At 67.7% G+C, this 25,035-nt stretch carries 19 protein-coding genes and 1 pseudogene; 7 read left to right on the top strand and 13 right to left on the bottom strand.

The window, feature by feature from the left end; translation table 11 throughout:
• From ACMX2H_RS14795 to ACMX2H_RS14785, 3 genes and pseudogenes are all read right to left on the bottom strand, one after another.
• Positions 1 to 372: pseudogene (locus tag ACMX2H_RS14795) on the bottom strand (hypothetical protein); the annotation flags it as partial.
• Between the two features lie 870 nt (positions 373 to 1,242).
• Positions 1,243 to 1,581, bottom strand: a complete 339-nt coding sequence (locus tag ACMX2H_RS14790; RefSeq protein ID WP_414961419.1) for a P-II family nitrogen regulator — start codon at positions 1,579 to 1,581, stop codon at positions 1,243 to 1,245.
• A complete protein-coding gene (locus ACMX2H_RS14785; protein WP_414961417.1) occupies positions 1,578 to 2,897 on the bottom strand; it encodes an ammonium transporter in 1,320 nt (439 codons plus the stop codon). Before ACMX2H_RS14785 ends, ACMX2H_RS14790 begins: the two co-directional genes overlap by 4 nt.
• A gap of 495 nt (positions 2,898 to 3,392) precedes the next feature.
• Here ACMX2H_RS14785 and ACMX2H_RS14780 point away from each other — a divergent pair, with 495 nt between their 5' ends.
• Both ACMX2H_RS14780 and ACMX2H_RS14775 read left to right on the top strand, forming a co-directional pair.
• Positions 3,393 to 4,658: an MFS transporter gene (locus tag ACMX2H_RS14780; protein ID WP_414961415.1), complete on the top strand. Its 1,266-nt coding sequence runs from the start codon at positions 3,393 to 3,395 to the stop codon at positions 4,656 to 4,658.
• Positions 4,659 to 4,708: 50 nt separating this feature from the next.
• A complete protein-coding gene (locus ACMX2H_RS14775) occupies positions 4,709 to 5,527 on the top strand; it encodes a hypothetical protein (RefSeq protein ID WP_414961413.1) in 819 nt (272 codons plus the stop codon).
• Positions 5,528 to 5,664: 137 nt separating this feature from the next.
• Here the strand turns inward: ACMX2H_RS14775 and ftsY are convergent, their stop codons facing one another.
• Positions 5,665 to 6,873 (bottom strand): signal recognition particle-docking protein FtsY, encoded by a 1,209-nt coding sequence (gene ftsY, locus ACMX2H_RS14770; RefSeq protein ID WP_414961425.1) that lies wholly within the window; start codon positions 6,871 to 6,873, stop codon positions 5,665 to 5,667.
• Positions 6,874 to 6,965: 92 nt separating this feature from the next.
• Between ftsY and ACMX2H_RS14765 the strand changes: the two genes are divergently transcribed.
• From ACMX2H_RS14765 to ACMX2H_RS14755, 3 genes are all read left to right on the top strand, one after another.
• Positions 6,966 to 8,372: a CHAD domain-containing protein gene (locus ACMX2H_RS14765; RefSeq protein WP_414961412.1), complete on the top strand. Its 1,407-nt coding sequence runs from the start codon at positions 6,966 to 6,968 to the stop codon at positions 8,370 to 8,372.
• Positions 8,373 to 8,559: 187 nt separating this feature from the next.
• Positions 8,560 to 9,294, top strand: a complete 735-nt coding sequence (locus ACMX2H_RS14760) for a glutamine amidotransferase (protein WP_414961410.1) — start codon at positions 8,560 to 8,562, stop codon at positions 9,292 to 9,294.
• 78 nt (positions 9,295 to 9,372) lie between these two features.
• Positions 9,373 to 9,840, top strand: a complete 468-nt coding sequence (locus ACMX2H_RS14755; protein ID WP_414961408.1) for a GatB/YqeY domain-containing protein — start codon at positions 9,373 to 9,375, stop codon at positions 9,838 to 9,840.
• A gap of 52 nt (positions 9,841 to 9,892) precedes the next feature.
• On the opposite strand, the gene ACMX2H_RS14750 is transcribed toward ACMX2H_RS14755, so the two are convergent.
• Both ACMX2H_RS14750 and ACMX2H_RS14745 read right to left on the bottom strand, forming a co-directional pair.
• A complete protein-coding gene (locus ACMX2H_RS14750; protein ID WP_414961406.1) occupies positions 9,893 to 10,399 on the bottom strand; it encodes an ASCH domain-containing protein in 507 nt (168 codons plus the stop codon).
• 9 nt (positions 10,400 to 10,408) lie between these two features.
• Complete coding sequence (locus ACMX2H_RS14745) at positions 10,409 to 10,915, bottom strand: flavin reductase family protein (protein ID WP_414961404.1); 507 nt, start codon at positions 10,913 to 10,915, stop codon at positions 10,409 to 10,411.
• Between the two features lie 229 nt (positions 10,916 to 11,144).
• Here ACMX2H_RS14745 and ACMX2H_RS14740 point away from each other — a divergent pair, with 229 nt between their 5' ends.
• Together ACMX2H_RS14740 and ACMX2H_RS14735 are read left to right on the top strand one after the other, a co-directional pair.
• Entirely contained in the window at positions 11,145 to 12,434 is a 1,290-nt protein-coding gene (locus tag ACMX2H_RS14740) for an ATP-grasp domain-containing protein (protein ID WP_414961402.1), read from the top strand.
• 158 nt (positions 12,435 to 12,592) lie between these two features.
• The gene (locus tag ACMX2H_RS14735; RefSeq protein WP_414961400.1) at positions 12,593 to 14,629 is read left to right on the top strand and encodes a CocE/NonD family hydrolase; all 2,037 of its coding nucleotides are present in this window, start codon (positions 12,593 to 12,595) and stop codon (positions 14,627 to 14,629) included.
• 7 nt (positions 14,630 to 14,636) lie between these two features.
• On the opposite strand, the gene ACMX2H_RS14730 is transcribed toward ACMX2H_RS14735, so the two are convergent.
• The 7 genes from ACMX2H_RS14730 to ACMX2H_RS14700 all read right to left on the bottom strand — a co-directional run bounded on the left by ACMX2H_RS14730 (position 14,637) and on the right by ACMX2H_RS14700 (position 24,860).
• Complete coding sequence (locus tag ACMX2H_RS14730) at positions 14,637 to 15,116, bottom strand: hypothetical protein (protein ID WP_414961398.1); 480 nt, start codon at positions 15,114 to 15,116, stop codon at positions 14,637 to 14,639.
• Positions 15,113 to 17,578: a molybdopterin oxidoreductase family protein gene (locus ACMX2H_RS14725; protein WP_414961396.1), complete on the bottom strand. Its 2,466-nt coding sequence runs from the start codon at positions 17,576 to 17,578 to the stop codon at positions 15,113 to 15,115. Before ACMX2H_RS14725 ends, ACMX2H_RS14730 begins: the two co-directional genes overlap by 4 nt.
• Positions 17,579 to 17,620: 42 nt before the next feature.
• Positions 17,621 to 18,403, bottom strand: a complete 783-nt coding sequence (surE, locus tag ACMX2H_RS14720; RefSeq protein WP_414961394.1) for a 5'/3'-nucleotidase SurE — start codon at positions 18,401 to 18,403, stop codon at positions 17,621 to 17,623.
• Entirely contained in the window at positions 18,400 to 19,383 is a 984-nt protein-coding gene (locus ACMX2H_RS14715; protein ID WP_414961392.1) for a 1-phosphofructokinase family hexose kinase, read from the bottom strand. The genes surE and ACMX2H_RS14715 overlap by 4 nt, the downstream gene beginning before the upstream one ends.
• 203 nt (positions 19,384 to 19,586) lie before the next feature.
• The gene (locus ACMX2H_RS14710) at positions 19,587 to 20,306 is read right to left on the bottom strand and encodes an esterase/lipase family protein (RefSeq protein ID WP_414961390.1); all 720 of its coding nucleotides are present in this window, start codon (positions 20,304 to 20,306) and stop codon (positions 19,587 to 19,589) included.
• On the bottom strand, positions 20,303 to 21,082 hold the full coding sequence (locus ACMX2H_RS14705) for an alpha/beta fold hydrolase (RefSeq protein ID WP_414961389.1): 780 nt from the start codon (positions 21,080 to 21,082) through the stop codon (positions 20,303 to 20,305). The genes ACMX2H_RS14710 and ACMX2H_RS14705 overlap by 4 nt, the downstream gene beginning before the upstream one ends.
• 16 nt (positions 21,083 to 21,098) lie before the next feature.
• The gene (locus ACMX2H_RS14700) at positions 21,099 to 24,860 is read right to left on the bottom strand and encodes an AAA family ATPase (RefSeq protein ID WP_414961388.1); all 3,762 of its coding nucleotides are present in this window, start codon (positions 24,858 to 24,860) and stop codon (positions 21,099 to 21,101) included.
• Positions 24,861 to 25,035: the final 175 nt, after the last annotated feature.

The raw sequence follows: 25,035 nt of genomic DNA, 5'->3' as shown, positions 1-25,035 counted from the left end.
TGCGGCGCGCGGCAGATCGATGGCACCCTGGTCGAGGGCGGCCAGGGTGGCGGGCAGGTGGGTGCCGAGCTGATGCGCGTCGGCCAGGTCCGCGGCCGCCTGCCGCCGGGGCACGGCGAGGATCGGGGCGAGTTCCTGCGCGGCGTGCCGGGAAATCCCGTCCGGGGCGCCGACGTCGGCGCCGGTGGCCGGCCGGAGCACGGCCATGCGGTGCAGGCCGCGAGTGCGGCGGGACTGGGTCCAGGCCTCGTGTTTGCGGACGGCTTGGAGGTATTCAATCGTCGACCAGTCGTCCAGGGTCCCGGGGTCGGTGCCGGCGAGCAGCCCGGCCAGTTCCGCCGGTTCCAGCTCCCGCCAGTCCTCCTCCCACAACTCCCGCCCCGCCGGCGCCCCACTGCGGTATCGTCTTCGGGACCGGCGCTGCCAGGATCTTCGGCGGCTTCAGCGGCAGGTTCAATGGCTGCAGGATCAGATGATGTGCGGTCCTCCGTCAGGGCGCGATCCGCGGCAGACAGGGCTGGGACGGTTGGGGTGCTCGGGCCGGGTTCGGCTGGCCCGCCGGCGACGGCTCCGGGTTCGGCCGGCCCGCCGTTGACGGCATCGGATTTTGTCGGCCAGTCAGCGTAGTGTTCGGCTGACCCCTCAGCGGAGGATTCCGCTGCCCCCTCGGAGGTGCCATCGCTGTCAGTGGAACCGGTGCCGGCTGGTGTCCGGGAGGACACGGCATCAGCGACGGCAGAAGGCATCGATACGGAGTCCGGTGGCGTGGCCGTGGAGCCGGTGTGTTCCTCCGGCTCCTGTGCCTCGTCCAACGGTTCCGCTGCCATACTTCGACGCTACGCAGCGCAAGCTCCGACTAGAACGGGCGTTCGACGTATGTGCACAAACACCCGCCAGCACGAGCCTGTGGAGGCCAAGCCGCCCCCCGCGGACGAGGACTCGGGAGCCTGTGGAGGCCAAGCCGCCCCCGCGGACGAGGACTCGGGAGCCTGTGGAGGCCAAGCCGCCCCCCGCGGACGAGGACTCGGGAGCCTGTGGAGGCCAAGCCGCCCCCCGCGGACGAGGATTCGGGAGCCTGTGGAGGCCAAGCCGCCCAAGCGATTCGTCCCTGCGATCTCCCTGCTTGTCCTGGCAAACCGCGTCACACAGCAAAGCCCGGCTGCCCGGCCGCCACAGGGGCGGCCAAAGCAACCGGGCTTCGGAGTAGTCGAAGAACGTCGGAGCCAGCGGAGAATACGGCGCCTAGAGGGCGGCTTCACCGCGTTCACCGGTGCGCACCCGAACGGCTTCCTGGACATCTACCAGCCAGACCTTGCCGTCGCCGGCGTGACCTGTATTGGCCGTGGCCACGAGGACATCAACGATGTCGTCGGCTTGTTCGTCCGAGACCAGCACTTCGATGCGGATCTTAGGCAGCAGGTCCACGGTGTATTCCGCGCCGCGGTAGACCTCGGTGTGGCCGCGCTGCCGGCCGTATCCACTGGCCTGGCTGATCGTCAGCCCTTGGACCCCGTAGCTTTCCAGGCTGTTGCGGATGGCATCGAGCTTTTGCGGCCGAATGATCGCTGTGACCAGTTTCATGCGTTGACCTCTTCTTTGACGTGGTTTCCGATGCCGGCGTTATGGGAGCTGCGGTCGGTAGCCGGGTGCGGGATGAACGTACCGCCGGTTCCCAGGCCGCCGAATTCGTATGCGGATTCCGCGTGCTGGGTCAGGTCCACGCCAGTGACCTCTTGCTCTTCGGTCACCCGGAAGCCGATGGTCTTGTGGATCGCCAGCCCGATGAGGACAGTGAGCACCGCGCAGAACACCACGGATACGACTGCTGCCACCGTCTGTGCCCACAGTTGGGCGAAGCCGCCACCGTAGAAGAGGCCGCCGCCCGCCCCCTCGACCGGCAGTGCGATGAAGCCCAGCGCCAGGGTACCGACAAGGCCAGCCACCAGGTGGACACCCACTACGTCCAGCGAGTCGTCATAGCCCCAGCGGTACTTCAGCCCAACGGCCAGCGCTGCCAGCACACCGGCCACCAGGCCGAGGCCCACGGCGCCCACCGGCGACACATTCGCGCAAGCCGGAGTGATAGCCACCAGCCCGGCGACCACGCCGGAGGCAGCGCCCAGCGAGGTGGGGCGGCCGTCGCGGATGCGTTCGGTCACCAACCAGCCGATCATGGCTGCAGCCGGGGCGGCCATGGTATTGACCCAGATCAGGCCGGCTTCCTCCGCTGTTCCCGCCGCACCGCCGTTGAACCCGAACCAGCCGAACCACAGCAAGGTGGCTCCGATCATCACCAGCGGAATGTTGTGCGGGCGCTGGGCCGGGTCCTTGCCGAAGCCCTTGCGCTTGCCCAGGATCAGGGCCAGGATCAGGCCGGCCACACCTGCGTTGATGTGCACCACGGTGCCACCAGCGAAGTCGATCGCTTCTCCGGCCCAGGCACCGATAGCTCCTTCAGCGCCGAGCAGTCCCCCGCCCCACACCATGAAGGCCAGCGGGCAGTAGACCAGCGTGACCCAGACCGGCACGAACAGCGCCCAGGCGCCGAACTTGGCCCGGTCGGCGATGGCCCCGGAGATGAGGGCAACGGTGATGATCGCGAAGGTAGCTCCGTAACCTGCACCGATCAGGTCTTCGGTGTTGAGCAGCGGCTCAAGGCCGAGGGCAGCGAACGGATTGCCGAAGAGTTGGGCCACTCCTTCGCCACTGCTCATGGAGTAACCCCAGAGCACCCAGACCACGGCGACCAGCGCAACGGCGGAGAAGCTCATCATCATCATGTTCAGGGCGGATTTGGCCCGCGTCATGCCGCCGTAGAAGAACGCCAATCCCGGCGTCATGAGCAGCACCAAGGCTGCCGAAATCATTACCCAGACGTGACCTGCTGACAGATCCATCTTCACGTCCTCTCGTCCTTTGGCAGGTAGCTTCCCGCCGCTGACTCAAGATTGCCGACGGCGTGTTTCGGCAAGCCGGAAGCTGCATTGCGGCCGCGTTACAAGAAACCCGCCCAAGTAAAACCGGCTTATCCGGCGTGTTTCCGCAGTGTTACGTGGGCAGGCAACGCACGACGGCGGTGCTCGCCACCGAGGAGGCGGCGCGGCAAGTTTGGATGGGCACCCGCAACGCACGACGGCGGTGCTCGCCACCGAGGAACCGCACGGCAAATTCGGTCGGCAGGCAACGCACGACGGCGCCCGCCAACACGACGGCGGCGCCCGCCATCGGATCGGCGCGAGCCTTGGCCCCGTCCCCCGCCGCCATCGTTGTTGCTGCCGCAGTCGCCGCCGCCGCAGCCGCTGTCGCTACCTCTGCCGCCGTCAATGCCGCTGCCGCCGCCGTCGCTCGCGCTGCCGCAAGGACATCTATCCCAGCGGGCTAGGCTTAATGGCATGCCAGTTTCCCGCCGCACCGAGCGCCATCTCCGCCTCCCTGGCCTGCAGCGCCAGGGCAAGGAGGCGCAGACGCCGCTGCCGCGGGACATCAAGGTGCTGGTTGCGGCAGCATTCGTCATCGCCCTCGGGTACGGTTTGGTGGCGCCGGTCCTGCCGCAGTTCGCCGCCAGTTTCGATGTCGGTGTGGCGGCTGCCAGCGTCATTGTCAGTGTTTTTGCCCTCGCCCGGCTGGTGTTCGCGCCGGTGGGTGGGGCGCTCGTGGGCCGCTGGGGCGAACGCCGGGTCTATCTCACCGGGCTGTTAATTGTGGCTGCTTCAACCGGAGCCTGTGCGATGGCGCAGGACTATTGGCAGCTGCTGATCTTCCGCGGCCTCGGCGGTCTGGGCTCCACCATGTTTACGGTGTCGGCGATGGCACTGATCCTGAGGCTGGCCCCGCCGAGCGGACGCGGCCGGGTCTCCAGCCTCTACGCAGGCACCTTCCTGATGGGCGGCATCCTGGGGCCGGTGGTCGGTGGCCTGCTGGCCGGGTTCGGGCTCCGGATGCCCTTCGTGGTCTATGCCCTGGCCCTGCTCGTGGCGGCCGCCGTCGTCGCCGTCTTGCTGAAGAAGCCTGCGCCCAAGACCGCCGACGATGGGCCGGTACCGGAGGCGATGGATCTGCGCGAGGCGCTGTCGGATCCCGGCTACCGCGCCGCCGTCGTCTCCGCCTTCGCCAATGGCTGGGCAACGTTCGGGGTGCGAATGGCACTGATTCCGCTGTTTGCGGCCGCCGTACTGGGGGCCGGACCGGAGACCGCTGGCCTGGCGTTGGCCGTCTTCGCCGTCGGCAATGCGCTGGCCCTGACTTTCTCCGGCCGTCTGGCCGACACCGCCGGCCGCCGCCCGCTGGTGGTCGCCGGTCTCACCATTGCCGGACTGGCGATCGCCGCCATCGGCTTCACCGAATCCGTGCCGGTCTTCGTGGCGGCCTCGGTGATTGCCGGCTTCGGGTCCGGGCTGCTGGGGCCCGCGCAACAGGCTGCCGTGGGCGACATCATCGGCAGCGACCGCAGCGGCGGCAAGGTGTTGGCCGTGTTCCAGATGGGCACCGACGCGGGCGCCATTGTCGGCCCGGTCCTCGCCGGCATGCTGGCCGACCGGCTGAACTATGCCTGGGCCTTCGGCGCCACCGGTGCGGTCATGCTGGCGGCAGCGCTGCTCTGGCTGGTGTTCGGTCGCGAGACGCTGACGAAGCCGGTCAAGGGAACGGCGGCGGACTGACCCGCGCAGAGCCGTAGCCAGGCACCACGTTCGCCGCTATTCTCTGACCCATGACCGTTGGGGGACGTATTTTCGCGGCGATCGCCGTGCTGTTTTGGGCAATATTGCCCGGTTTCGGACTGATCGACCTCTCGACCATGTTCGTTGAGGATTCCTACTACGTCGAGGTCGCGGCGCTGGAGACCAGCTGGGGTGTCCTCACCACGTTCGCGGTGGCCTTGTCCTTCGGCTGGGCGGCGTGCCGGCCGCGGGACGTCTGGCCGGTCCTCGTCCTGCTGTGGCTTACGACGGCGGCGCTCCTCTTCGGTGCCCTGCTCGGCTTCAGCTTCGGCCCGGTGGTGATGGCTGCGGTGCTCGGCCTCATGTCCCTCGGCCTGCTATGGTCCGCCCGGCGCGCCGGTACCCGATTCCAGCGGCCGGGGCTGTCGGTAGACTGGCCGCTGCTGGTGCTCGCCGTGCTGGCTCTCCCCTTCTGGGCAGCCTACGCCTGGCATGCCCTTGAGGTGTCCCGCACCACCGGTTCCCAGCCCGAGTACTGGACCATGGGCATCGACCACTGGCCGGTCCAGGGCGCCCTCGGCATCGTGCTGGCCGGGACCTGCCTGCTGCACGCCCTCTGGCCGCAGGCGCGTTCGATCCTGCGGACTGTGCTCAGCTTCAGCTACGTTTCGCTCGGCATCAGTTGGCTGCTCGGCCCCGACACCGGCGGCAGCGTGGACAACACCTGGCTGGCCATCGCCGCGGTGCTGTGGGGTGTGCTGACCGCCCTGCGAAGCCCGACACTCCCCTCCGATCCCAGGGCGGCATCCGAACCCGGCGCGCCGTCGGCAAAGCACCGGTTTAGCGGGCTGGGTTCTACCGCGGCGTAGGCTCCAACCACCGGCCCCAGCTCGGGAGCGGCCCTAAAAAAGGCGGTCCCTCCTGCCGGACGGGATGTCCGGCAGGAGGGACCGCCGTCGTGCAGCGTGCTCAGGCAGCATGCCTTGGCCCGTGCGAAGCCCGCCTGCTAGTTCAGCAGCGCGTCCACGAAGTCTTCGGTTTCGAACGGGGCCAGGTCGTCGGCGCCTTCGCCCAGGCCAACCAGCTTCACCGGCACGCCCAGGCTGCGTTGGATCGCGACGACGATGCCGCCCTTGGCGGTGCCGTCAAGCTTGGTCAGCACGATGCCGGTGATGTTCACGACCTCGGCGAAGACCTTGGCCTGGTTCAGCCCGTTCTGGCCGGTGGTGGCGTCCAGCACCAGCAGGACTTCGTCCACCGTGGCCTGCTTTTCGATCACGCGCTTGACCTTGCCGAGCTCGTCCATCAGGCCCACCTTGTTCTGCAGGCGGCCGGCGGTGTCCACCATGACCACGTCGACTTCCTGGTCGATGCCGGCCTTGACCGCCTCAAAGGCAACGGAAGCTGGGTCCGCGCCATCGACGTCGGACTTCACCGTGGGAACCCCCACCCGCGAGCCCCAGGTGGCGAGCTGCTCGGCCGCGGCCGCACGGAAGGTATCCGCGGCACCCAGGATCACGTCCTTGTCCTCGGCCACCAGCACGCGGGCCAGCTTGCCCACCGTGGTGGTCTTGCCGACGCCGTTGACGCCCACCACCATCATCACGGCGGGGCGGTCGGCGTGCCGCATCACGGCCAGCGACCGGTCCATGGACGGGTCCACCAGCTTGACCAGCTCCTCGCGCAGCATGGCCTTGACCTGCTCCGGATTGCGGCTGCCCTCCACCTTCACGCGGTCCTTGAGCGCATCCACCAGCTCCAGCGTCGGCTCCGTTCCGAGGTCGGCCAGCAGCAAAGTCTCTTCGATTTCGTCCCAGACGTCGTCGTCGATTTTGTCGCTCGCGAGCAGGGCCAGCAGCCCCTTGCCCAGCGCGTTGTTGGACTTCACCAGCCGGGCGCGCAACCGGGCCAAGCGGCCCTGCACCGGCGCCGGCGTCTCCACCGGAATGGTCTCCAGCGCTGCGGCATCCTCCGGAATTTCGACGCCGACCGGCAGCGGTTCTTCTTCGGTCGGTACCCCGATGGGCGGTGCCGTGGCGGTTGGTCCGCGGGGCGCTTCCAGTGTGTCGGTTCCGCCCCCGGCCGGCGGCGTGGCCGGGTCGTTGGCGTCCCGGGTGGTGGTGTAGGTGCCCGGCGGAGTCTTGCGACCGCGCAGCAGCAGCGTTGCCACGAGGCCGATGACGGCAATGGCGATGACGACGTAAATAATGATCATGGTTGCGTCCACGGGGTCTAGCCTACCGGCCACTACGACTGGCCGTGCAGCGGCACCGGGGCTCCGTTTACCCTCGGCGGTACACTGCGGGCATGTCCCCCAACGGCAGCGAACAGGACGGGCGGAAGGCCGCGCCGGCCGGTCACGAGCACGGCGCGTCGCCGCTGCGGCCGACTGCCGAGCCGGATCTCAAGCGCCCGACTGCCGAGCCGGATCTCAAGCGCCCGACTGCCGAGCCGGATCTCAAGGGCCCGGCTGCCGAGCCGGATCTCAAGGGCCCGGCTGCCGACATGCTGCTGCATACCATCCGCGGACAGTTTCTTCGCCTCGTCGAACTGGCCGGCCCCGCCCGGCAGAACGCCCCGGACGCCGTGCACCAGATACGCACCGCGACCCGCCGGATGCGCTCGGTCCTAAAGGCCTACCGCAAACTGCTGGATCCCCCGCCGGACCGGCTGCAGGCCGGCCTGAAGTGGCTCGCCGGTGAACTGGCTTCCGCCAGGGACGCGGAGGTGCAGGCCGAACGCCTGGGACGGTTGCTGGTTGCTGCCTCGGGGGACCAAACACGCAGCGAGGCCCTGGGTCGGGAGCAGGGCAACCGGTCAGCACCGGACGAGCACGACGGTGGCGGACGACCGGACGGGGTCCACGACGGCGCACCGAATGAGCGCGACGGCGGCCGACTCGAAACGGACGGGCACGACGACGGCGGGCCGGTTGAGCCTGACGACGGGATTGGAAGCGGTGGAACGGACGGGGACGACGACGACGGCGGGCCGGTTGAGCCTGGCGCCGGGACCAGAAGCGACGGGGTCCATGCGGACGCCCGTCCGGAGCTGGCCCGTCAGTTCCAGCGGCAGCTGGAGCGGACGGTGCTGCCGGGCGCCCCGGGCACCGCACCTGCCGTCCGCCGTTTGACCTCGGAGCTGGCGGAATGGTTGGACGCCGGCCACCGGCAGGTGGTGCTGGCCCTCGACAGTGAGCGCTACCGGCAGCTGGCGGCGGATCTCGAGGTCTGGCTGGCCCACCCGCAGCTGGCCCCGCTGGCCTTCGAACCCGCCCGGCAGGTGGTGCCGCGGCTGGTGGGCCGGCAGTTCAAGCGCCTCCGTGCAGCCGCCCGCTCCGCCCTCGCCGCACCGGAGGGCACGGAACAGGCCGAAGCAGCGCTGCACAAGGTCCGTAGACGAGCGAAACAGCTGCGCTATGCCGCCGAAGCGGCCGCGGCGCTATCCCCCGTCGACGTCGCCGCCTTGGGCGAAGCGGCCCACGAAATCCAAGGTGTCCTGGGCGAGCACCAGGATGCCGTCGTGGCCCGTCAACTGCTGCGCCGGGTTGCGGCCCGGGCGGCCTACGACGGCGAGGACACCTTCCTCTATGGCCGTCTGGACGCCCTCGAGCAGGCGACCGCCCAAGAGGCAGTATCGCGGTTCCAAACGCTCTGGAATCGTTTTCCTTCGGCCAAGCCGAAGAGCTGGGGTAAACCGTGGAAGCCAGCGTGAGCAGCCGGGGCGGGAGGTCAGGCTGGCAAGGACGGCTGCCGGGCCGGGACAACCGCCGTACCAGCAGGCGCCGCCGTGACTCCTGCCATATCCGCGGTGACCGCTGCCATATCGGCACCGCCCCTGCCAGCCGCCGTACCGACAGCCGTCGTACCGGCGCACGCCGCGGCGACTGTACGATCAACGCATGAAGCCGTTCCTGCTGCTGGCCACCCGGGCCGACGACACCGCAGCCGATGAGGAATATGCGGCTTTCGTCCGGTTCGGCGGTCTGGACCCGAACCACCTGCGCCGTGTCCGGCTGGAAGCCGAACCGATGCCGGTCATCGATCTGGACGATTACAGCGGCATCATCCTGGGCGGCAGCCCGTTCACGTCGAGCGACGACGACGCAACCAAGTCGTCCGTCCAGCTGCGGGTGGAAGCCGAGCTGGAGCAGCTGCTGGACACCGTCGTCGCCCGCGATTTTCCGTTTTTGGGCGCCTGCTACGGGGTCGGCACACTGGGGCGGCACGGCGGCGGAGTGGTCGACCGGCAATACGGTGAGCCGATTGGCGCAGTGCAGGTGGAGCTGACCGAGGACGGCGCCGCCGATCCCCTGCTCACCGGCTTACCGCGCGAATTCAGCGCGTTCGTAGGACACAAGGAAGCCTGTTCCGTGTTGCCCGCGGGCGCGGTCCATCTGGCCGAATCCGAGCATTGCCCGTACCAAATGTTCCGACTGCAGAACCACCTTTATGCCACCCAGTTCCACGCAGAACTGGATACCGAAGGCCTGCTGACCCGGATCTGGATCTACCGGAACGCGGGCTACTTTCCGCCGGACCAGGCGGAGGCGGTGATGGAGCAGGTCCGCAGCAAGACGGTGTCGGTCCCGCAGCGGATCCTGCGCAACTTCGTCGCCCGCTATGCCACCACCTGATGCCACACCGAACGTCGATTGCTGGACGCACCGACTGACCACTCATCGACCACAACAACACCGAAGCGAGGAACCCACGTGAGTTTGAAAGAGCAACTGCAGGCCGACGTCGTAGCCCACATGAAGGCCGGGAACAAGACGGCACTGACCACCGTCCGCAATGTGCTGGGCGAGATCACCACCAAGGAAAAGTCGGGCAAGACTCCGGTGGAGCTGGATGATGCCCAGACCACCGCCCTGCTGCAGAAGGAAGCGGCCAAACGTCGCGATACCGCACGCATATACTCCGAGGCCGGCGAGTCGGAACGGGCCGCGGCGGAGACTGCCGAGGCTGAAATTATCGAGGCCTACCTGCCCAAGCCGCTGAGCGAGGCCGACGTAGCGGAGATCGTGGACTCCACCATCGCCGGGCTCAAGGCCGACGGTGTGGAACTGTCCATGCGGCAGATGGGTGCGGTGATGAAGCCCGTCACCGAGAAGGTTGCCGGCCGCTACGACGGCAAGGCGGTCAGCGACATGGTCCGCGGAAGGCTGGCGCAACAGTAAGGCAGGGAAAGGTTGTAGGGCGGCGGCACGGCGGCAACCGCCCTGCGCATGGTTAGTCGGCGAGCTCCGGTGGCCACACAATCCGGAAGCGCTCGAACACTACTTCGTTGTCGCCGCGCCACTCGATTCCCTGCGCGGCACAGACCCGCTTCCAGTAGGCCACGTGTTGCTCCAGCCAGGTCGAGCGCTGCCGGTCATCTTCGCCCTCATCCCAGGCGAATGCCTCGTCCACACTGGACGGCGGCCCCAGCCGGAGCTCGGTGGAGCGCAGAATGGCCTGCGGCTTGCCCGAGCCATCGCAGGCCACCCAGTGGTCCCCGATCCGCGGCAAACGTTCTCCCTGCAGGTGGAATTCAGCCGCGAGCGTTGCCGTGGCGCGCTTCTGACCGGCAAGCACCAGCCCCAGCAGCTCGTCCGCGAGCGCGGCGCTGTCGCCGAAATGGTCGGCGACAACCTCCTCGCCTGGCCTGGTGTCCTCAGGCCGCGCCGCGGCATACTCGCGCCACATCCGCGCGGCGGCATCACGGTCAGGGCTGGTGCACGGTTGAGTTGACGTCATCTTGGAATCCTAGGCGGGATGGCCGGCGTCGAAATCCTTGACGTCGCTGAAGGACAGCAGGTCAGTGACGCCGCCTCCGCGTGTTTGGAGCGGGGACAGCAGGAAGCCGGTGTGGTCGCCCATGCCGACCTTCTTCACGACCCGGCCGACCATGACCCGTGCTGCGTCCACCAACAGCGGAACCTCCTCCGGGCCCGGCTCCCAGTCGCAGCGGGAGAACTTGTCGACCTCATCACCGGTTGTTTCGCCGAAGAGTTCTGCGAGCGCGCGCTGGCGGCGCTCCAACACATGCACAGCGAGGACGCTGGCCTCCAGCGCCACGGGATGGGTGTGGTTCTGCTGCGAGATGCAGACCAGGAACAGCGCGGGCTTCAAGCTGCACTGCGTTGCGAAACCGACCAGGCAGCCGGACCGCTGGCCCGCACCGCCCACGGCGGTGACCACATACATCGGATAGTCAAAGCCCTTCGCAAAGTCGCTCATGGGCTGCTCCGACGGTGCCTGTTTCTGCGCCATCCCCCCATCATGCCGTACATGCATGCCCCACATCACAGCGGTCCAGTCTGGCCCCGCGACGGCGGCGGACGTCTGGTCCAGCCCCACCCTGCCAGCTCGGTTCGCGCCTTGACGGCCTATCGGGCGCGTGGTTGGGTCGAAATATCCCACCCGACCAACCGATCCTTTCGTGGCCGCCGCACCCGGCACTGGTCCATGAAGGTCTTCACCAACAACGGGAGGCATCAATTTGAAGAACGTATTTATTCTGGGACTGACAGATTTCCAGGCAGGCGAACTGCAGACAGTCCGCGGAGCCGAAAACTACACTTTCCACAGCTTGCTGGACTACGACCGGCTGGTCGGAGCGCAGGACATCGATTTCCACGGCTTGCTGGACGCAGCGCGGCAGCAGCTGCGGGACTTTGACGGCAGCGTGGACGCGATCGTCTCCCACTGGGACTTCCCCACCAGCGTCATCGGGCCCATCCTCGCCAAGGAATACGGCATCGCGGCGCCCACGCTGGAAAGCGTGCTCAAGTGTGAACACAAGTATTGGAGCCGGCTGGAGCAGCAGGCGTCCATCCCAGAGGTAGTGCCGCAGTTTGCCTCCTTTGACCCTTTCGACGACGGCGCCCTGCAGCAGATCGACATTCCGTTCCCCTTCTGGGTGAAACCGGTCAAGGCGCACTCGTCCAACCTCGGCTTCGAAGTCCGCAGCGAAGAAGACTTCAACGACGCCATCCGGCAGATCCGGGCCGAGATCGAGCAGGTTGGCGACGCTTTCAACGAGGTGCTGAAGATGGTGGATCTGCCACCGGAACTGCAGAACGCCGGCGGCAACACCTGCCTGGCCGAACAGTTCGTTTCCGGAACCCAGGCCGCCCCGGAAGGCACCATGTTCCGAGGCTCGTACAACGCCCACGGTGTCTTCGACATGCACAAGGACGCTGCCGGAACCAGCTTCGAGCGGCTGGACTACCCGGCGAACAGCGTCCCGGAGCCCGTCCAGCAGCGGATGATCGAGCTGGCCGAGCGGTACCTGCGGCATGTGGGTTTCGACAACGGCTGCTTCAACGCCGAGTTCATGTGGGACCAGGCCGAAGACCAGCTGTGGCTGATCGAGGTCAACACGCGCATTTCCCAGTCCCACAGCGATCTTTTCGCCAAGGTAGACGGGGTATCCAACCATGAGGTCGCGATCGATATTGCGCTCGGTGTGGAACCGACCATGCCGCACCGCAAGGGTGAGTTCGCCGTCGCCTCCCAGTGCATGGTTTTCCATGACGAGGACGCGATCGTGACCCGCGTCCCCGACGAGCAGGACGTTGCCCGGCTGGCCAAGCAGATCCCGCATGCCAACTTCACCCGTCAGGTGCAGGTGGGAGACCGGCTGTCTGAACTGCCCAACCAGGACAGCTACCGCTACGTCGTCGGCATCCTGTATCTGGGCGCCGATGACCGTGACCAGCTGGTGGAGCGCTACAACGCCGCCGTCGAAGCGCTGCCGTTTGAGTTCGAGGCAGTTCCCGCCGCCTAGTCCTGTGCCTGCGCCGGGCCGCGACCTTGCAGCCCGGTGCAGGCGTACCAAGCCCGCCCCGGCGCCGGCAGCGCCCGGTGCGGGCATCCGGTGCAGGCAGTATTCGGCCCAGGCAACATCCGGTGCAGACACCATCCGAAAGGAGCACTGAGCACTGCATGAAAACCATCGAGGACTTTCCGCATAAGATCCGCGCCATCGAAAACGTCTTCATTCCAATGCGCGACGGCGCCCAACTGGCGGCACGGATCTGGATGCCGGAGGGCGCCGAGCAGCTTCCGGTCCCGGCCATCCTTGAGTACATTCCGTACCGCAAGCGGGACAATTCCCGCGGCCGCGACCAACTGAACCATCCCTACATGGCCGGCCACGGCTACGTCAGCGTCCGGGTAGACATGCGCGGCAGCGGCGATTCCGACGGCGTGATGATTGACGAATACCGGCCGCAGGAACACGAAGACGCCGAGGACGTGATCGCCTGGTTGGCGGACCAGCCCTGGTGCGACGGCAAGGTGGGCATGATGGGCATCTCCTGGGGCGGCTTTAACAGCCTGCAGATGGCCGCCCGCCAGCCTCCGGCCCTCAAGGCAATCATCAGCGCCTCGGCCACCGACGACCTGTACGTGGACAACATGCACTACATGGGCGGCTGCCTGCTGGCCGACAACCTCTCCGAGGCCACCGTCATGTTTGCGTTCAACAGCCTGCCGCCGGACCCGGAAATCGTCGGCGACAAATGGCGCGATATGTGGCACGAGCGGCTCTCCGGCAGCGGCCTCTGGTTGGAGACCTGGCTGGAACACCAGACCCGCGGCGACTATTGGAAGCCGGCGTCGGTCTGTGAGGACTACTCGCAGGTGAAGATCCCGGTCATGGCCGTGGGCGGCTGGGCGGACGGCTACACGAACGCGATTTTCCGCCTGATGGAGAACCTGGACGTGCCGCGCCAAGGGCTGATCGGTCCCTGGGGGCACAAGTACCCGCATCTTGGCGTGCCGGGTCCGGCCATCGGTTTCCTGCAGGAAGCGGTGCGCTGGTGGGACCACTGGCTGAAGGACAAGGACACCGGCTTGATGGAAGAGCCCATGGTCCGGGCCTGGATGCAGGACTCGGTCTCCCCCGAACCGTCCTACCAGGACCGCCCGGGCCACTGGGTCGCCGAACCGTCCTGGCCGTCGCCGAACATCGAGAACCAACGCTGGCAACTGGGCCGGTATGGCTTGTTCCCGGAAGGCGCGCCGGTGGAGCCCGGCGGCGGCGTCGACCTCCTCTCGCCGCTGAGTGTGGGCATGTTCGCCGGCAAGTGGGCGTCCTACGCGGCGCTGCCGGACCTGCCCTCCGACCAGCGCGAAGAGGACGGCGGCTCGTTGGTCTACGAGACCGAGCCGCTGGACGGCGATCTTGAAGTTTTCGGCCGGCCGGTCGCCACCTTTGAGGTCGCCTCGGACAAGCCCGTCGCCCAGTTGGTGGCCCGGCTTTCCGATGTGGCGCCCAACGGGGAGGCGACCCGGGTCACCTACGGTCTGCTCAACCTGACCCACCGCGACGGCAGCGAGCAGCCGCAGCCGCTGGAACCCGGCGAGCGCTACCGGATCGAAATCCCGCTCAACGGTCTGGCGCAGTCATTCCCGGCCGGCCACCGGCTGCGGCTGTCCGTCTCGACGTCGTACTGGCCGCTGGTGTGGCCGGCGCCGGAACCGGCGACGGTCACCATCTTCTCCGGCGGCACGCTGGACCTCCCGGTGCGCAAGCCGCGTGCCGACGACGGCGAGCTGCGTCCCTTCGCGGAGCCGGAAGCGGCCCCGGAGCTGGCGACCACCCTGCTGAATCCGGGCAACCATCATTGGCGGACCATCCGCGACCTGGAGACCGGCACCTCGACAGTGGAGATCATCAACGACCAGGGCCGGTTCCGGATTGACGAAACCGGCACGGACATCCTGCGGGTAAGCAACGAGTGGTACAGCTCCCGCGGTAACGACGTGAATTCGGTCCGCGGCGAAACCCAGACCGTCCGGCGCTACGAACGCGGCGACTGGCGGGTGGAGGTGCAGACCAGGACGGTACTGACCTCTACACCGACGGACTTTGTGGTGAACGCACAGTTGGACGCGTACGAGCTGGACGAGGATAACGGCAATCCGCGCGTCTACTCGCAGAACTGGCAGCGCAGCATCCCGCGTCAGCTGGTCTGAGCCTGGCTCAGCTGATCAGGATCTGCGTCGAAGACTCCTTGAGCTTGGCGTTGGCCCAGTGCATCTGGCGGACTGTCTCGGGGTGGCATCTTTGTGCCACCGCCAACAGGTCGGTGTGCTTGATGCCCTGGGCCGCCTGCGCCAGCATTTCCCAGTCGGTGGAAACCCCGGAGGCTTTCAGGTAGATCTCCCGCAGGTCGCGCAGCAGCAGCAAGGCGACGTCGCGGCGGCCTAGCAGCTCGCTGCCCTTTTCCCGCATCCGTTCGGCCCAGGCACTCTCGTCCTTTGGCTCCGGGGCGAGCTCCTGTCCGTACTGCCGGCCGATCTCGGCGATCTCCCGGACGTGCTGCTGCGACCAGCGGGCCAGATCGCGGGCAAGATGGTAGATCTCGTGGTCCACCTTGTGCCGTTCGCTGGCTTGCAGCAGTTCGTGCGCCAAATCGTTTTCGGAGCGATGCAGCTCTTCCAGTACCAGGCCGATCCTCATGACAGTCCTCCCCCGGGCGCCGCTTGCAGCCGTTCGTCAACGCCTGCGGTGTGGCCTCCGGCCGTCTGCCGGTCGATCGGGCCTGCCGGTGCGGAGGCGGTGGTGGTGGGCGCCGGCGCCGGTCCATCGCCCGCGCCGATTCTCTCCACCCGGGCAGCGGCGGTCTTGAAAATGGGCTGTTTGGACGCGGCATCCCAGTCGGTGATGGTCAGTTCGTTGGCCGCCCGCCCGGCGCCGTCGGGCTGGTGGCCGCCGTCGGTGTCCCAGTAGCCGTAGTGGAAGGGAAGGAAGAGCACGCCGTCCCGGATGCCGCTGATCCGCACCTGGGCCTGTACGGCCCCCCGCGGCGTCGCCACCTCCGCGAGGTCTCCTTCGGTAATGCCGTAGGCGGCGGCGTCGGCCGGGGACATTTCCACCCAGACCTCGGGGGCGGCGGCCTGAAGCTGCGGTGCGCGGCCGGTCTTGGTCCGGGTATGGAAGTGGTACAGCGTGCGCCCGGTGATCAGCTGCAGCGGGAAGTCTTCGCTGGGCAGCTCGTGCGGCGGCAGATAGTCGGCGGCTTTGAGCAGCGCCTTGCCGTCCGGGTTCAGCGCCTTGTACTCGTCCGGCTCCAGCGGGGCGCCGGTGAGCAGGTCCCGGCCGTAGCTTTCGCAGTAGTCCGGCGCGCTCCAGAACTTGCCGTCGGCATAGATCCGCTCGGTGCCGTCCGGGTTGTCCTCGTTGCACGGCCACTGGATGCCTGACGCGCCGCGCAGCTTCTGGTAGGTCATGCCGGTGTAGTCGCATGGCCGGCCGCGTGTGCACTCTTTCCACGCTTCGAAGGCCGATTCCGGATCGTGCCATTTCACCAGCGGGCCGCCATCCTTGTCCTTCAGATCCAGCCGCCGGGCGTAGTCCAGGAAGATGTCCAGGTCGGATTTGGCCTCCCCCGGCGGATCAACCGCTTTCTCCGACAGGTGGACGGTCCGGTCGACGTTGGTAAAGGTGCCCGTCTTCTCGCCCCACGTCGCGGCGGGAAGCACGACGTCGGCCAGCTGCGCGGTTTCGGAGAGGAAAATGTCCTGCACCACCAGGAACAACCGCTCCTGTTCCAGGATCGAGCGGATGCGCCGCAGTTCCGGCAGCGACACGGCGGGGTTGGTGCCGCTGACCCAGAGCATCCGGATCGACCCGTCCTCCACGTACCGCATCATCTGCATCACGTGCGTCGGCGGGGACATGTGCGGGATGGCCATCGGGTCCACGTTCCAGACCCGGGCCAGGTCTTTGACGTGGGCATCGTTGGACCAGTTGCGGAACGCCGGGAAGTCGCCGTCGGCGCCGGCTTCCCGAGTGTTCTGTGCGGTCGGCTGGCCGTTCATCTGCAGGATGCCGCAGCCGGGCTTGCCCAGCATGCCCCTGATGATGTTGATGTTGTTGACCTGGACGGCGGCCGCGGTGGCCTGGTTGGACTGGTAAAACCCTTGGAGCACCGTGGAGAGCAGCCGCTCGGCCTGGCCGATGATCTGGGCGGCTTCGCGGATCTTCTCCACCGGGACATCGCAGATCTCCGCCGCCAGCTCCGCCGGGTAATCCTTCACCCGCTGTTCCAGCTCCCCGTAGCCGACGGTGTGGGCCTTGACGTAATCGTGGTCCACCCAGTCGTTGGCGATGATCTCGTGCAGCAGGCCGTTCATCAGCGCCACGTTGGTGCCCGGCTGGGGCGCCAGATGGACCGTCGCGGCCTTCGCCACCGGCGTGGCCCGCGGGTCGACGCAGACGATCTTCGGCGGATGGGGGCCGGCCAGCCGGTCCAGCACCCGGGACCAGAGCACCACCTGGGTCTCCGCCATGTTGTGCCCGTAGAGGGCGATGACGTCCGCATGGTCCACGTCCGTGTATGAACCTGGCTGGCCGTCGCAGCCAAACGACGCTTTCAGGGCCGCCGCGGCCGTTGCCGTGCACAGCCGGGTGTTGCCGTCCACATGGCTGGTGCCCAGCCCGCCGTGCGCTACCAGGCCCAGCGTGTAATATTCCTCGGCAAACAACTGCCCTGTGGTGTAGAAACCGATGGCGCTGGCGCCTTGTTCGTCCAGCAGCTCCTTGGTCCGGCCCACCACGCGGTCCATCGCGGTGTCCCAGTCCGCTTCCACCAGCTTGCCGTTTTCCCGGATGAGTGGTTTGGTCAACCGGTCCGGCGACGCGTTCGCCTGCCAGCCATACAAGTCCTTGGGACCCAGCCGCCCGTGATTGACCCGGTCCGTGGCCCGGCCGCGGACGCCGGCTATCCGGCCGTCCTTGACCGCAAGGTCCAGCGCGTCGCCGTTGGAGTGCAGGATGGAGGCAGTCTGCACCCAGCGGTCCACGCTGTCCGGTTCCAGCCCGTCTTCCAGGTAGATGTCCACCCGCACCGGCCAGTCGTCTCCCGCGGCGTAAGGGGTCCGTGTCCCCCATGGTTCGGCGATCCGGTCTATGCGGCTCATGATGCCTCCGATGTACTTCGGTGGTACGGGGACTGCCCTTTTTCAGGAACGACGCCGGTCCACGGCTGCGGAGAAGTCCGGCAAATGGCTTTCGGTAACCGGCTGGATTCCGGTGACCGTGGCGAAGCCGGCGGCCAGGAGCGCGAAGTCGCTCTCCGGCGGGGCCTGCTCTTGGCTGTCCGCGATGGCCAACCGGAGGTGTTCGTCGCCGCGCTCGGCCACCGTGGTTTGGACAATGCCGAACTCCGCCAGCGTCGCCGCCCGGAATTCGGGCAGCTCGGATCCGTTGACGTTCGGCACGTTGAGGTTCAGGACGGTGCCCGCCCGCTGGTCCATCAAGTACGGCAGCAAACCGGTGGCCATCCGGGCGGCGGTGTCCCAGTTCAAGTGGGACGGGTTCAGTCCGGTGTCCAGCGACACCGCCATGCCGTGTCCGCCATTGACGCCGGCCGTCAGCGCCGCGCCAACCGTTCCCGAGTGCAGGATCACGCGGCCCACATTCGCGCCCCGGTTGACGCCGGAGAGCACCAGGTCTGGCCGGTCGCCGAAGGCGCCATGCGTGGCGATCATGGAGATGAAACCAGGGGTGCCATGCACGGCGAAAGCCGGCACCGACTCGAGCCCCTCCAACGTGCGCTGCTCCACCCGGATCCGGCCTTCGTCTTCCCGGGCGGTAATGGACGCGCTGCTGCCGCTGGCTTCGGTGACCGGCGCTGCGATCGTCACGTTCAGCCCGGCCTCCAAGGCGCCGGCGGCCAGCGCATGCAACCCCGGGGAGTCGATGCCGTCGTCGTTGGTAATCAGGACCATCTTGGGCGTCTTCATTGCTTCCATACCTTTCGGGCCAGCTCGTCCGGACTGACCTGCTGGTCGGCGGCGGGCTCCTCGGCCTGATAGGCGGACACCGTCACCAGTTTGGTCAGGTTGCGGATGGCGCCCTCCTCGCCTGTGCCAAGGCCGTGGCGGGTAACGTTCAGCGCGCCGGCGGCCGTGCCCAGCACCACCGCCTCGTGCATCGATCCGCCGTCGGCCAGGGTGGCGGCCACCCCGGCGGTCAGCGAATCCCCGGCGCCGTGGGTGTCCACGCTCTGCATTTCGGGGACGCGAATCTGGCTGAGCTCGTCCTCGTGAAGCATCAGCGACGGCAGGTGCGCGCGGGTCACAATGACCGTGCCGGCACCTTCCTCGTGCAGGGCGTGCATCGCCTCGATGATCGCCTCGGGTTCGTCCGAGGAAGCGCGCCCACTCTCGGTGAGTTCGTCGTCGGCAATCTTGGCCACGGTGACGCCGCCCTCGAGCGCAGCGGTCAGCCGGTCTCCGGTCAGGTCAACGATCACGCGGCAGCCCGCAGTCCCAAGATCGGCAGCGAGCCTCCGGTAGACGTCCGCCGGGACGGCGTCCTCGCGGACCGCTCCGCTGAGGATCACGGTGCCGGCATCCATGCCGGCCTTCAGGGTCTGTCCGTAGAGTTCGTCGAGGTCATGGCGGGTCAGCTTTTCACCGGGGTTTTCCGCCACCAGCTCCCGGGCGCCCTCCCGCCGGTCATGGATGTAGGCGCCGCTGCTGCCCTGCCCCTCGACCGCCATCACTGCGACGCCTTCATCGGCGATCAGATGCCGGATCACGGTGCCGGTTTCGCCGGAGAAGACGGAGCACATGGTGACCGACGCGCCGAGTCCGGTCAGCATCCGGGCCTGCCAAACGCCTTGACCGCCGGCGTGAAAGTGGATGTCCGGGCTGCCGTCAACATCCTCCACCGTCACTGTCAGTCCGGGCGACGGGGCGAAAACAACTACCGAACCCATAGCGCACCCCGATCCAAGCGGTTTGTCCGGCTGATCGCCATGCCTGCCTCCTTTGTCTCGGGCAGTCAGCACGGCAATGCGGCTGCCCGGTATGCGTCCGCAGTGGTCCTTCTTTTTCGACACTAACGCCGCTCGCCCGGCCGGACAATGGGCGACATCCCCCGGTGGTCGACCAAGCGAGCGCCAGCGAGCGCGTGGAGACCCTACGCCGGCGTCGCTCCGGCCAGCACCTGGTCGATGATGTCGTGAACGCGCTTCTCGGCAAGAATTTTGAAGTGCCCGGTGCTTTCCAGCCTGACGTTCACGCCGCCTTCCAGCCGGCAGCCGCCGGGAATGTGCGGATCGAACGCGCTGTAGATGGACACGATCCGGTGATTGACCTCCAGGTTCACCAGCAGTTGCCGCAGCACACGGTTCCTGGGCGAAAACGCCCTGACCATCGGCGTCACGGCAAAAGCCGCGTAGCGGGAACCGGAAAACGGGGTCCCGATTGCCACCATCCGCGGTACACGCACGGCGGACTCCGCCGTCGTCATCACGAATTTACCGATCAGGCCGCCCTTGCTGTGCGCAATGATCGTCACGTTCTCCAGATCGTGCTGACGCAGGTAGTCGCCGACGATGCCGGCCATCCGCGAGACGCTGCCCACGTTGTACCCCAGCGGCTCGACCACGTGCACCGGATGCCCGCGGCCGTAGACGTGCTCAATCAACGGGAGCATGAACGTCCAGGACTCGTAAATGCCCGGAATCACGACGACGGGGCTCGCCTGCTGCTCGGCGCCCTCCCGATACTGTGCCGGGTCGGCTCGGGCGAGGAACCCGCGGACGTGATGATGGCCGAGGTAGATGTAGTCCTCCAGCCAGCCCAAGGCCCGCCGGAGCATCCGGAGCAGCCGGTGCCGCCGGAGCCGCCGGTTCATGGCCGGTCGCCGACGGCGGCATCCCCGCGGGGTCCGGCCGGGGCCAGACACAGCTCGGCCACCGGCTTCGGCGAGCGGAACATCATGACGTGTCCCTCGCCGTCGATGCTGTCCACGGTGGTTCCCGGCAGGGCATCGGCCAGCTCCCGGCACCAGTAGAGCGGCACAATGGGATCCCGGCTGCCGCGGATGATCCGCACCGGCACCCGAACGCGGGCAACCCGGTCTTCCAGCTTCTGGTAGATCATCGCCGGCAGCTGGGCAAGATACCAGCGCGGACCGCAGCGCAGGTAATCGGTCACGACGATCGCGTCCACGGCCAAGGGCTCACGGAAGAAGTCCTGCACTAGCCGCCAGCCTTGCTTCCACACGTTCCGTTCGCGCCGGTTGGTGGTCGGCCCCAGCAGCACCAGGCCGGTACAACTTTCCGGGTGCAGCAAGGCCAATTCGGCGATGACTTGGCAACCCATCGAGTGGCCCACCAGCAATGCCGGGCCAATAGCCAGCTCCGTCATCGCGCAGTGGACCAACCGGGCGTGTTCCACCAGATCGAGGGGCCGGTCAGGCTTGGGCAGCCCACCGTAGCCAGGCAGGTCGATCAGATGGACGCGGCCGTGCCGGGCCAGTTCTATTGCGAGGGGTTCGAAGTAGCGGCCGGAAACGCCGATCCCGTGCACCAGCACGAACACCTCCGGGCCGGATCCCACGGTCCGGACGCGCAGCCGGCAGCCCTCAACGGTCAGCAGCTGAGCTGTTTCGCCCGGAATCTTTACCATCGCCGACCTTCCTGCCTCAGTCCACCAGCGCCTTGGCGTGCTCCAGCCGCTGCGAGATCACGGTGGTGACTCCGTCGCCGCGCATGGTCACGCCGTACAGCGCATCGGCCACTTCCATGGTGCGCTTCTGGTGCGTAATCACAATCAGCTGGCTGGATTCGCGCAGCTCTTCGAAGATGGTGATTAGCCGGCCCAGGTTGGTGTCGTCCAGCGCGGCTTCCACCTCGTCCATCACGTAGAACGGCGACGGTCGGGCCTTGAAGATCGCTACCAGCAGGGCCACCGCGGTCAGCGAGCGTTCGCCGCCGGAGAGCAAGGAGAGCCGCTTGATCTTCTTGCCGGCTGGCCGGGCTTCCACCTCGATGCCCGTGTTGAGCATGTCCTCCGGGTCGGTGAGCACCAGCCGGCCCTCGCCGCCCGGGAACAAGCGCCCGAACACCCGCTCGAACTGCACGGCGGTGTCGTGGTAGGCCTCGGTGAAGACCTGTTCCACCCGCTCATCGACTTCCTTGATGATGTCCAGCAGGTCCTTGCGCGTGGCCTTGAGGTCCTCGAGTTGAGTGCTCAGGAACTGGTGGCGTTCCTCCAGCGCGGCGAACTCCTCCAGCGCCAGCGGGTTGACCTTGCCCAATGCGGCCAGGTCCCGCTCCGCTTTCTTGAGCCGCTTCTGCTGCTCCTCGCGAACGAACGGAATGCCCTCGACGACGGCGTTGCCCTCTTCGTCCACCGGGGCCCGAAGCGCCGCCCATTTGTCGTTCGATGCTGCAGTGGCGACCGGCACCGGCTGGTCCGGCCCGTATTCGGCAATCAGATGGTCCGGTGTCAGCCCCAGGTCTTCGATGGAGCGGGCCTCCAGCGCCTCGATCTTCAGCCGCTGCTGCGCGCGGGCCAGTTCGTCACGGTGCACGGTGTCCGTCAGCTCGCGCAGCTCGGCGGCGAGCGCGTCAGTCGACGAGCGCACGGTAGACAGCTCGGCCTCCCACGCAGCGCGCACCTCTTCGGCCTGGTCGCGTTCCCGTTCGGCCAGATCCACCGAGACGTCCAGCCAAGCCAGCGTCTGCTGCGCGCCCTGGGCCACGGCCGCGGCCTTGGCGGCCTGCAAGCGGCGCTTCCGGGCGCGCTCTGCAGCCTGCGCCCGGGCATGGCGCTCGGTGGCCGCTGCCCGTTCCAGCGAAGCCGCCCGGTTGCCGATGGCGGTCAACTGCTCCTCGCCCGATCGCAGCGCCAGCCGTGCTTCCATTTCCACCTGGCGTACGTGGGTTGCCGCGGCGGCGAGCGCGTCCCGCTTGTCGGTGGACGGCTCGGCGTCGGCCGGTGCGTCTTCGGCGGCCTGTGCCGCGGCCAGCCGTTCGGTGATGTCGGCGAGCTTCTGCTGCTCGGTGACGATGTTGGCCTCCGCGGCAGCCACCAGCTTGGCCAGCCGTTCGCTCTCCCCCGTGGCTGACCGCAGCGCGGAGCCGAGCTGGCCCAGCCGTTCGGCAACAGCTGCCAGCCGGGCGTCGGACTCGTGAAGTTGTTCCAGCGCAGCATCGGTCCGCTGCTTGGCCTCATCCCGGCGCGCGGTGGCGCCGGCAATCGCGAACTTGGCCCGCTCGGCCCGGGCCGTCGCGGCCTCCAGCCGCTGCGCGGTCTCGTCCACTGCCGCCTGGACTTCCAGCAGGCTGGGACCGCCGGCGGAGCCGCCCCGGGCGGAACAGGACGTGAAGATGTCGCCCTCGCGGGTAACGGCGGTCAGCGCAGGATCGGCTGCAATCACGCGGGCGGCGGCCTGCAGGTCTTCAACCACGACGACGGCGCCCAGCAGCGCGCGCACGACACCCTCCACGCCCTGCTTGGCCTGGACCAAACTGTTCGCCGGAATGGCACCCTCCACGGTCTCCACGCGGTCGCTGGCGCTCCCTTGGTCGACCACCGGGGAACGCTCATCCACCGGCGATCGACCAAAGGCGCTTGCGCCTGCGCGGAGATCCGCGGTCTCCACGCGGTCGCTGGCGCTCCCTTGGTCGACCACCGGGGAACGGTCGCTGGCGCTCCCTTGGTCGACCAACGGGGACCCGTCGCCCGTCGCACCGGCGATGAGGAGGTCCACCTGGCCGGCGTCGTCGGCCTTCATCAGTGCCAGTGCCCGGACCGCGGCGTCCGGGTCCGCCACAGCAACGGCTTCCGCCAGCGGCCCCAGAGCTGCGGCTATGGCAGCCTCGTAGCCGGGCTCCACGGTGATGAGGTCCGCCAGACGGGCGAGCACGCCGTCGGTGCCGGACGCCAACAGCGTCTCGCTGCCGTCCCGCCGGTTCAGTCCGACTTCGAGCGCTTCCTTGCGCGCAGACAGTGCGTCACGTTCCCGCTCGGCCTCGCGTTCGTCGGCCCGCAGCTGTTCCAGTTCCGCTTCGATCTCGGCCAGTTCGTCGCTGGCGTCCTCGTAGGCGGCGTCCAGGCCTTCTTCGCCTTCTTCCACCCCGGCCGCCTGGGATTCGAGGGCGGTGAACTCGGCCTGGGCTTGCCGGCGGCGCTCCTCGCCTTCGGTGATCGACGCTCGGAGCCGGCCCAGCTCCGCCTCCGCAGACTCCACCCGGGAGCGTGCCGCGCCCACCTGCCCGGCCAGTTTGGCCAGTCCTTCGCGGCGGTCGGCAGCAGCCCGCAGGATATTGGTCAGCCGCTTCTCTTCGTCCTGTGCAGCTCGCTCGGCAGCGGCACGCGCTTCGATCGCGTCGTCCAACACCTCGCGGCGGTCCTCAAGCTCAAACTCTAGCTCGGCCTGTTCCTCGCGGACTTCGGCCGCCTGCTGCTCCAAGATTTCCGGGTCCCGCCCGCTGTCCGGTTCCTGATCGGCGGAGCCGAGCAGCCGCCGTCGTTCATTGGCAAGGCTGGCGAGCGCGCGGAAGCGTTCCCGGGTGGACGAGAGCTGGTACCAGCTGTCACGCGCGGCGTTGAGTTTGGGCGTGGCCTCGGCCGCAAGCCGCTCCAGTTCGGCCAGCCGTCGGCGGCCTGCGCCCAGAGTCTGCTCCACCTCGGCCTGCCGGGCCTTCAGCGCGGCCTCGTCGGCCACCTCCTGCTCCAGCGAGGTGCTGAGGTCCACCAACTCGTCCGCCAGCAGCCGGGCGCGGGCATCGCGGACTTCGAACTGCACCTGCTGCGCCCGTCGGGCCACCTCGGCCTGCTTCCCCAGCGGCGTCAATTGGCGGCGGATCTCGCCGGTCAGGTCGGTGAGCCGCTGCAGGTTCGCCTGCATCGACTCCAGCTTGCGGACCGTTTTCTCCTTGCGGCGCCGGTGCTTGAGGATGCCGGCGGCTTCCTCCACGAAGCCGCGGCGGTCTTCCGGGGTGGCGTGCAGGACCTTGTCCAGCTGGCCCTGGCCGACGATCACGTGCATTTCCCGGCCAAGGCCTGAATCCGAGAGCAACTCCTGGATGTCCAGCAGCCGGCAGTTGCTGCCGTTGATGGCGTATTCGGAGCCGCCGGTGCGGAACAGGGTGCGGGAAATGGTGACTTCGGAGTACTCGATCGGCAGGGCGCCGTCGCTATTGTCGATGGTCAGCGAGACATGCGCGCGGCCCAGCGGCGGGCGGCCCGCGGTGCCGGCAAAAATGACGTCCTCCATCTTGCCGCCGCGCAGCGTTTTGGCGCCCTGCTCCCCCATCACCCAGGCGAGGGCGTCCACCACGTTGGATTTGCCCGACCCGTTCGGACCGACAACAGCGGTGACGCCGGGCTCGAAGTCGAAGGTCGTCGCCGACGCAAAAGACTTAAAGCCCCGCACAGTCAGAGATTTAAGATGCACGTTGTGTCTCCCGCGGCGGACATTTCCTTGCAACAATCTACCGTGTTTACCGCGTATTCCCCGGCGCCACGGCCTTGTCCCGCCGGACAATCGGGTGTAGTACCTAGCGGAGGCGGGTGTAGAACCCAGCGGAGGTGGCCGGTCGGCCGGCCACGGAGAACTCAGTCCAGGCCGT

Origin of the sequence: Arthrobacter sulfonylureivorans (assembly GCF_047607445.1) — a bacterium.
Lineage (GTDB): Bacteria > Actinomycetota > Actinomycetes > Actinomycetales > Micrococcaceae > Crystallibacter > Crystallibacter sulfonylureivorans_A.
The sequence above is the reverse complement of the archived record's forward strand: the minus strand, read 5'-3'. Positions and strand labels throughout refer to the sequence as shown.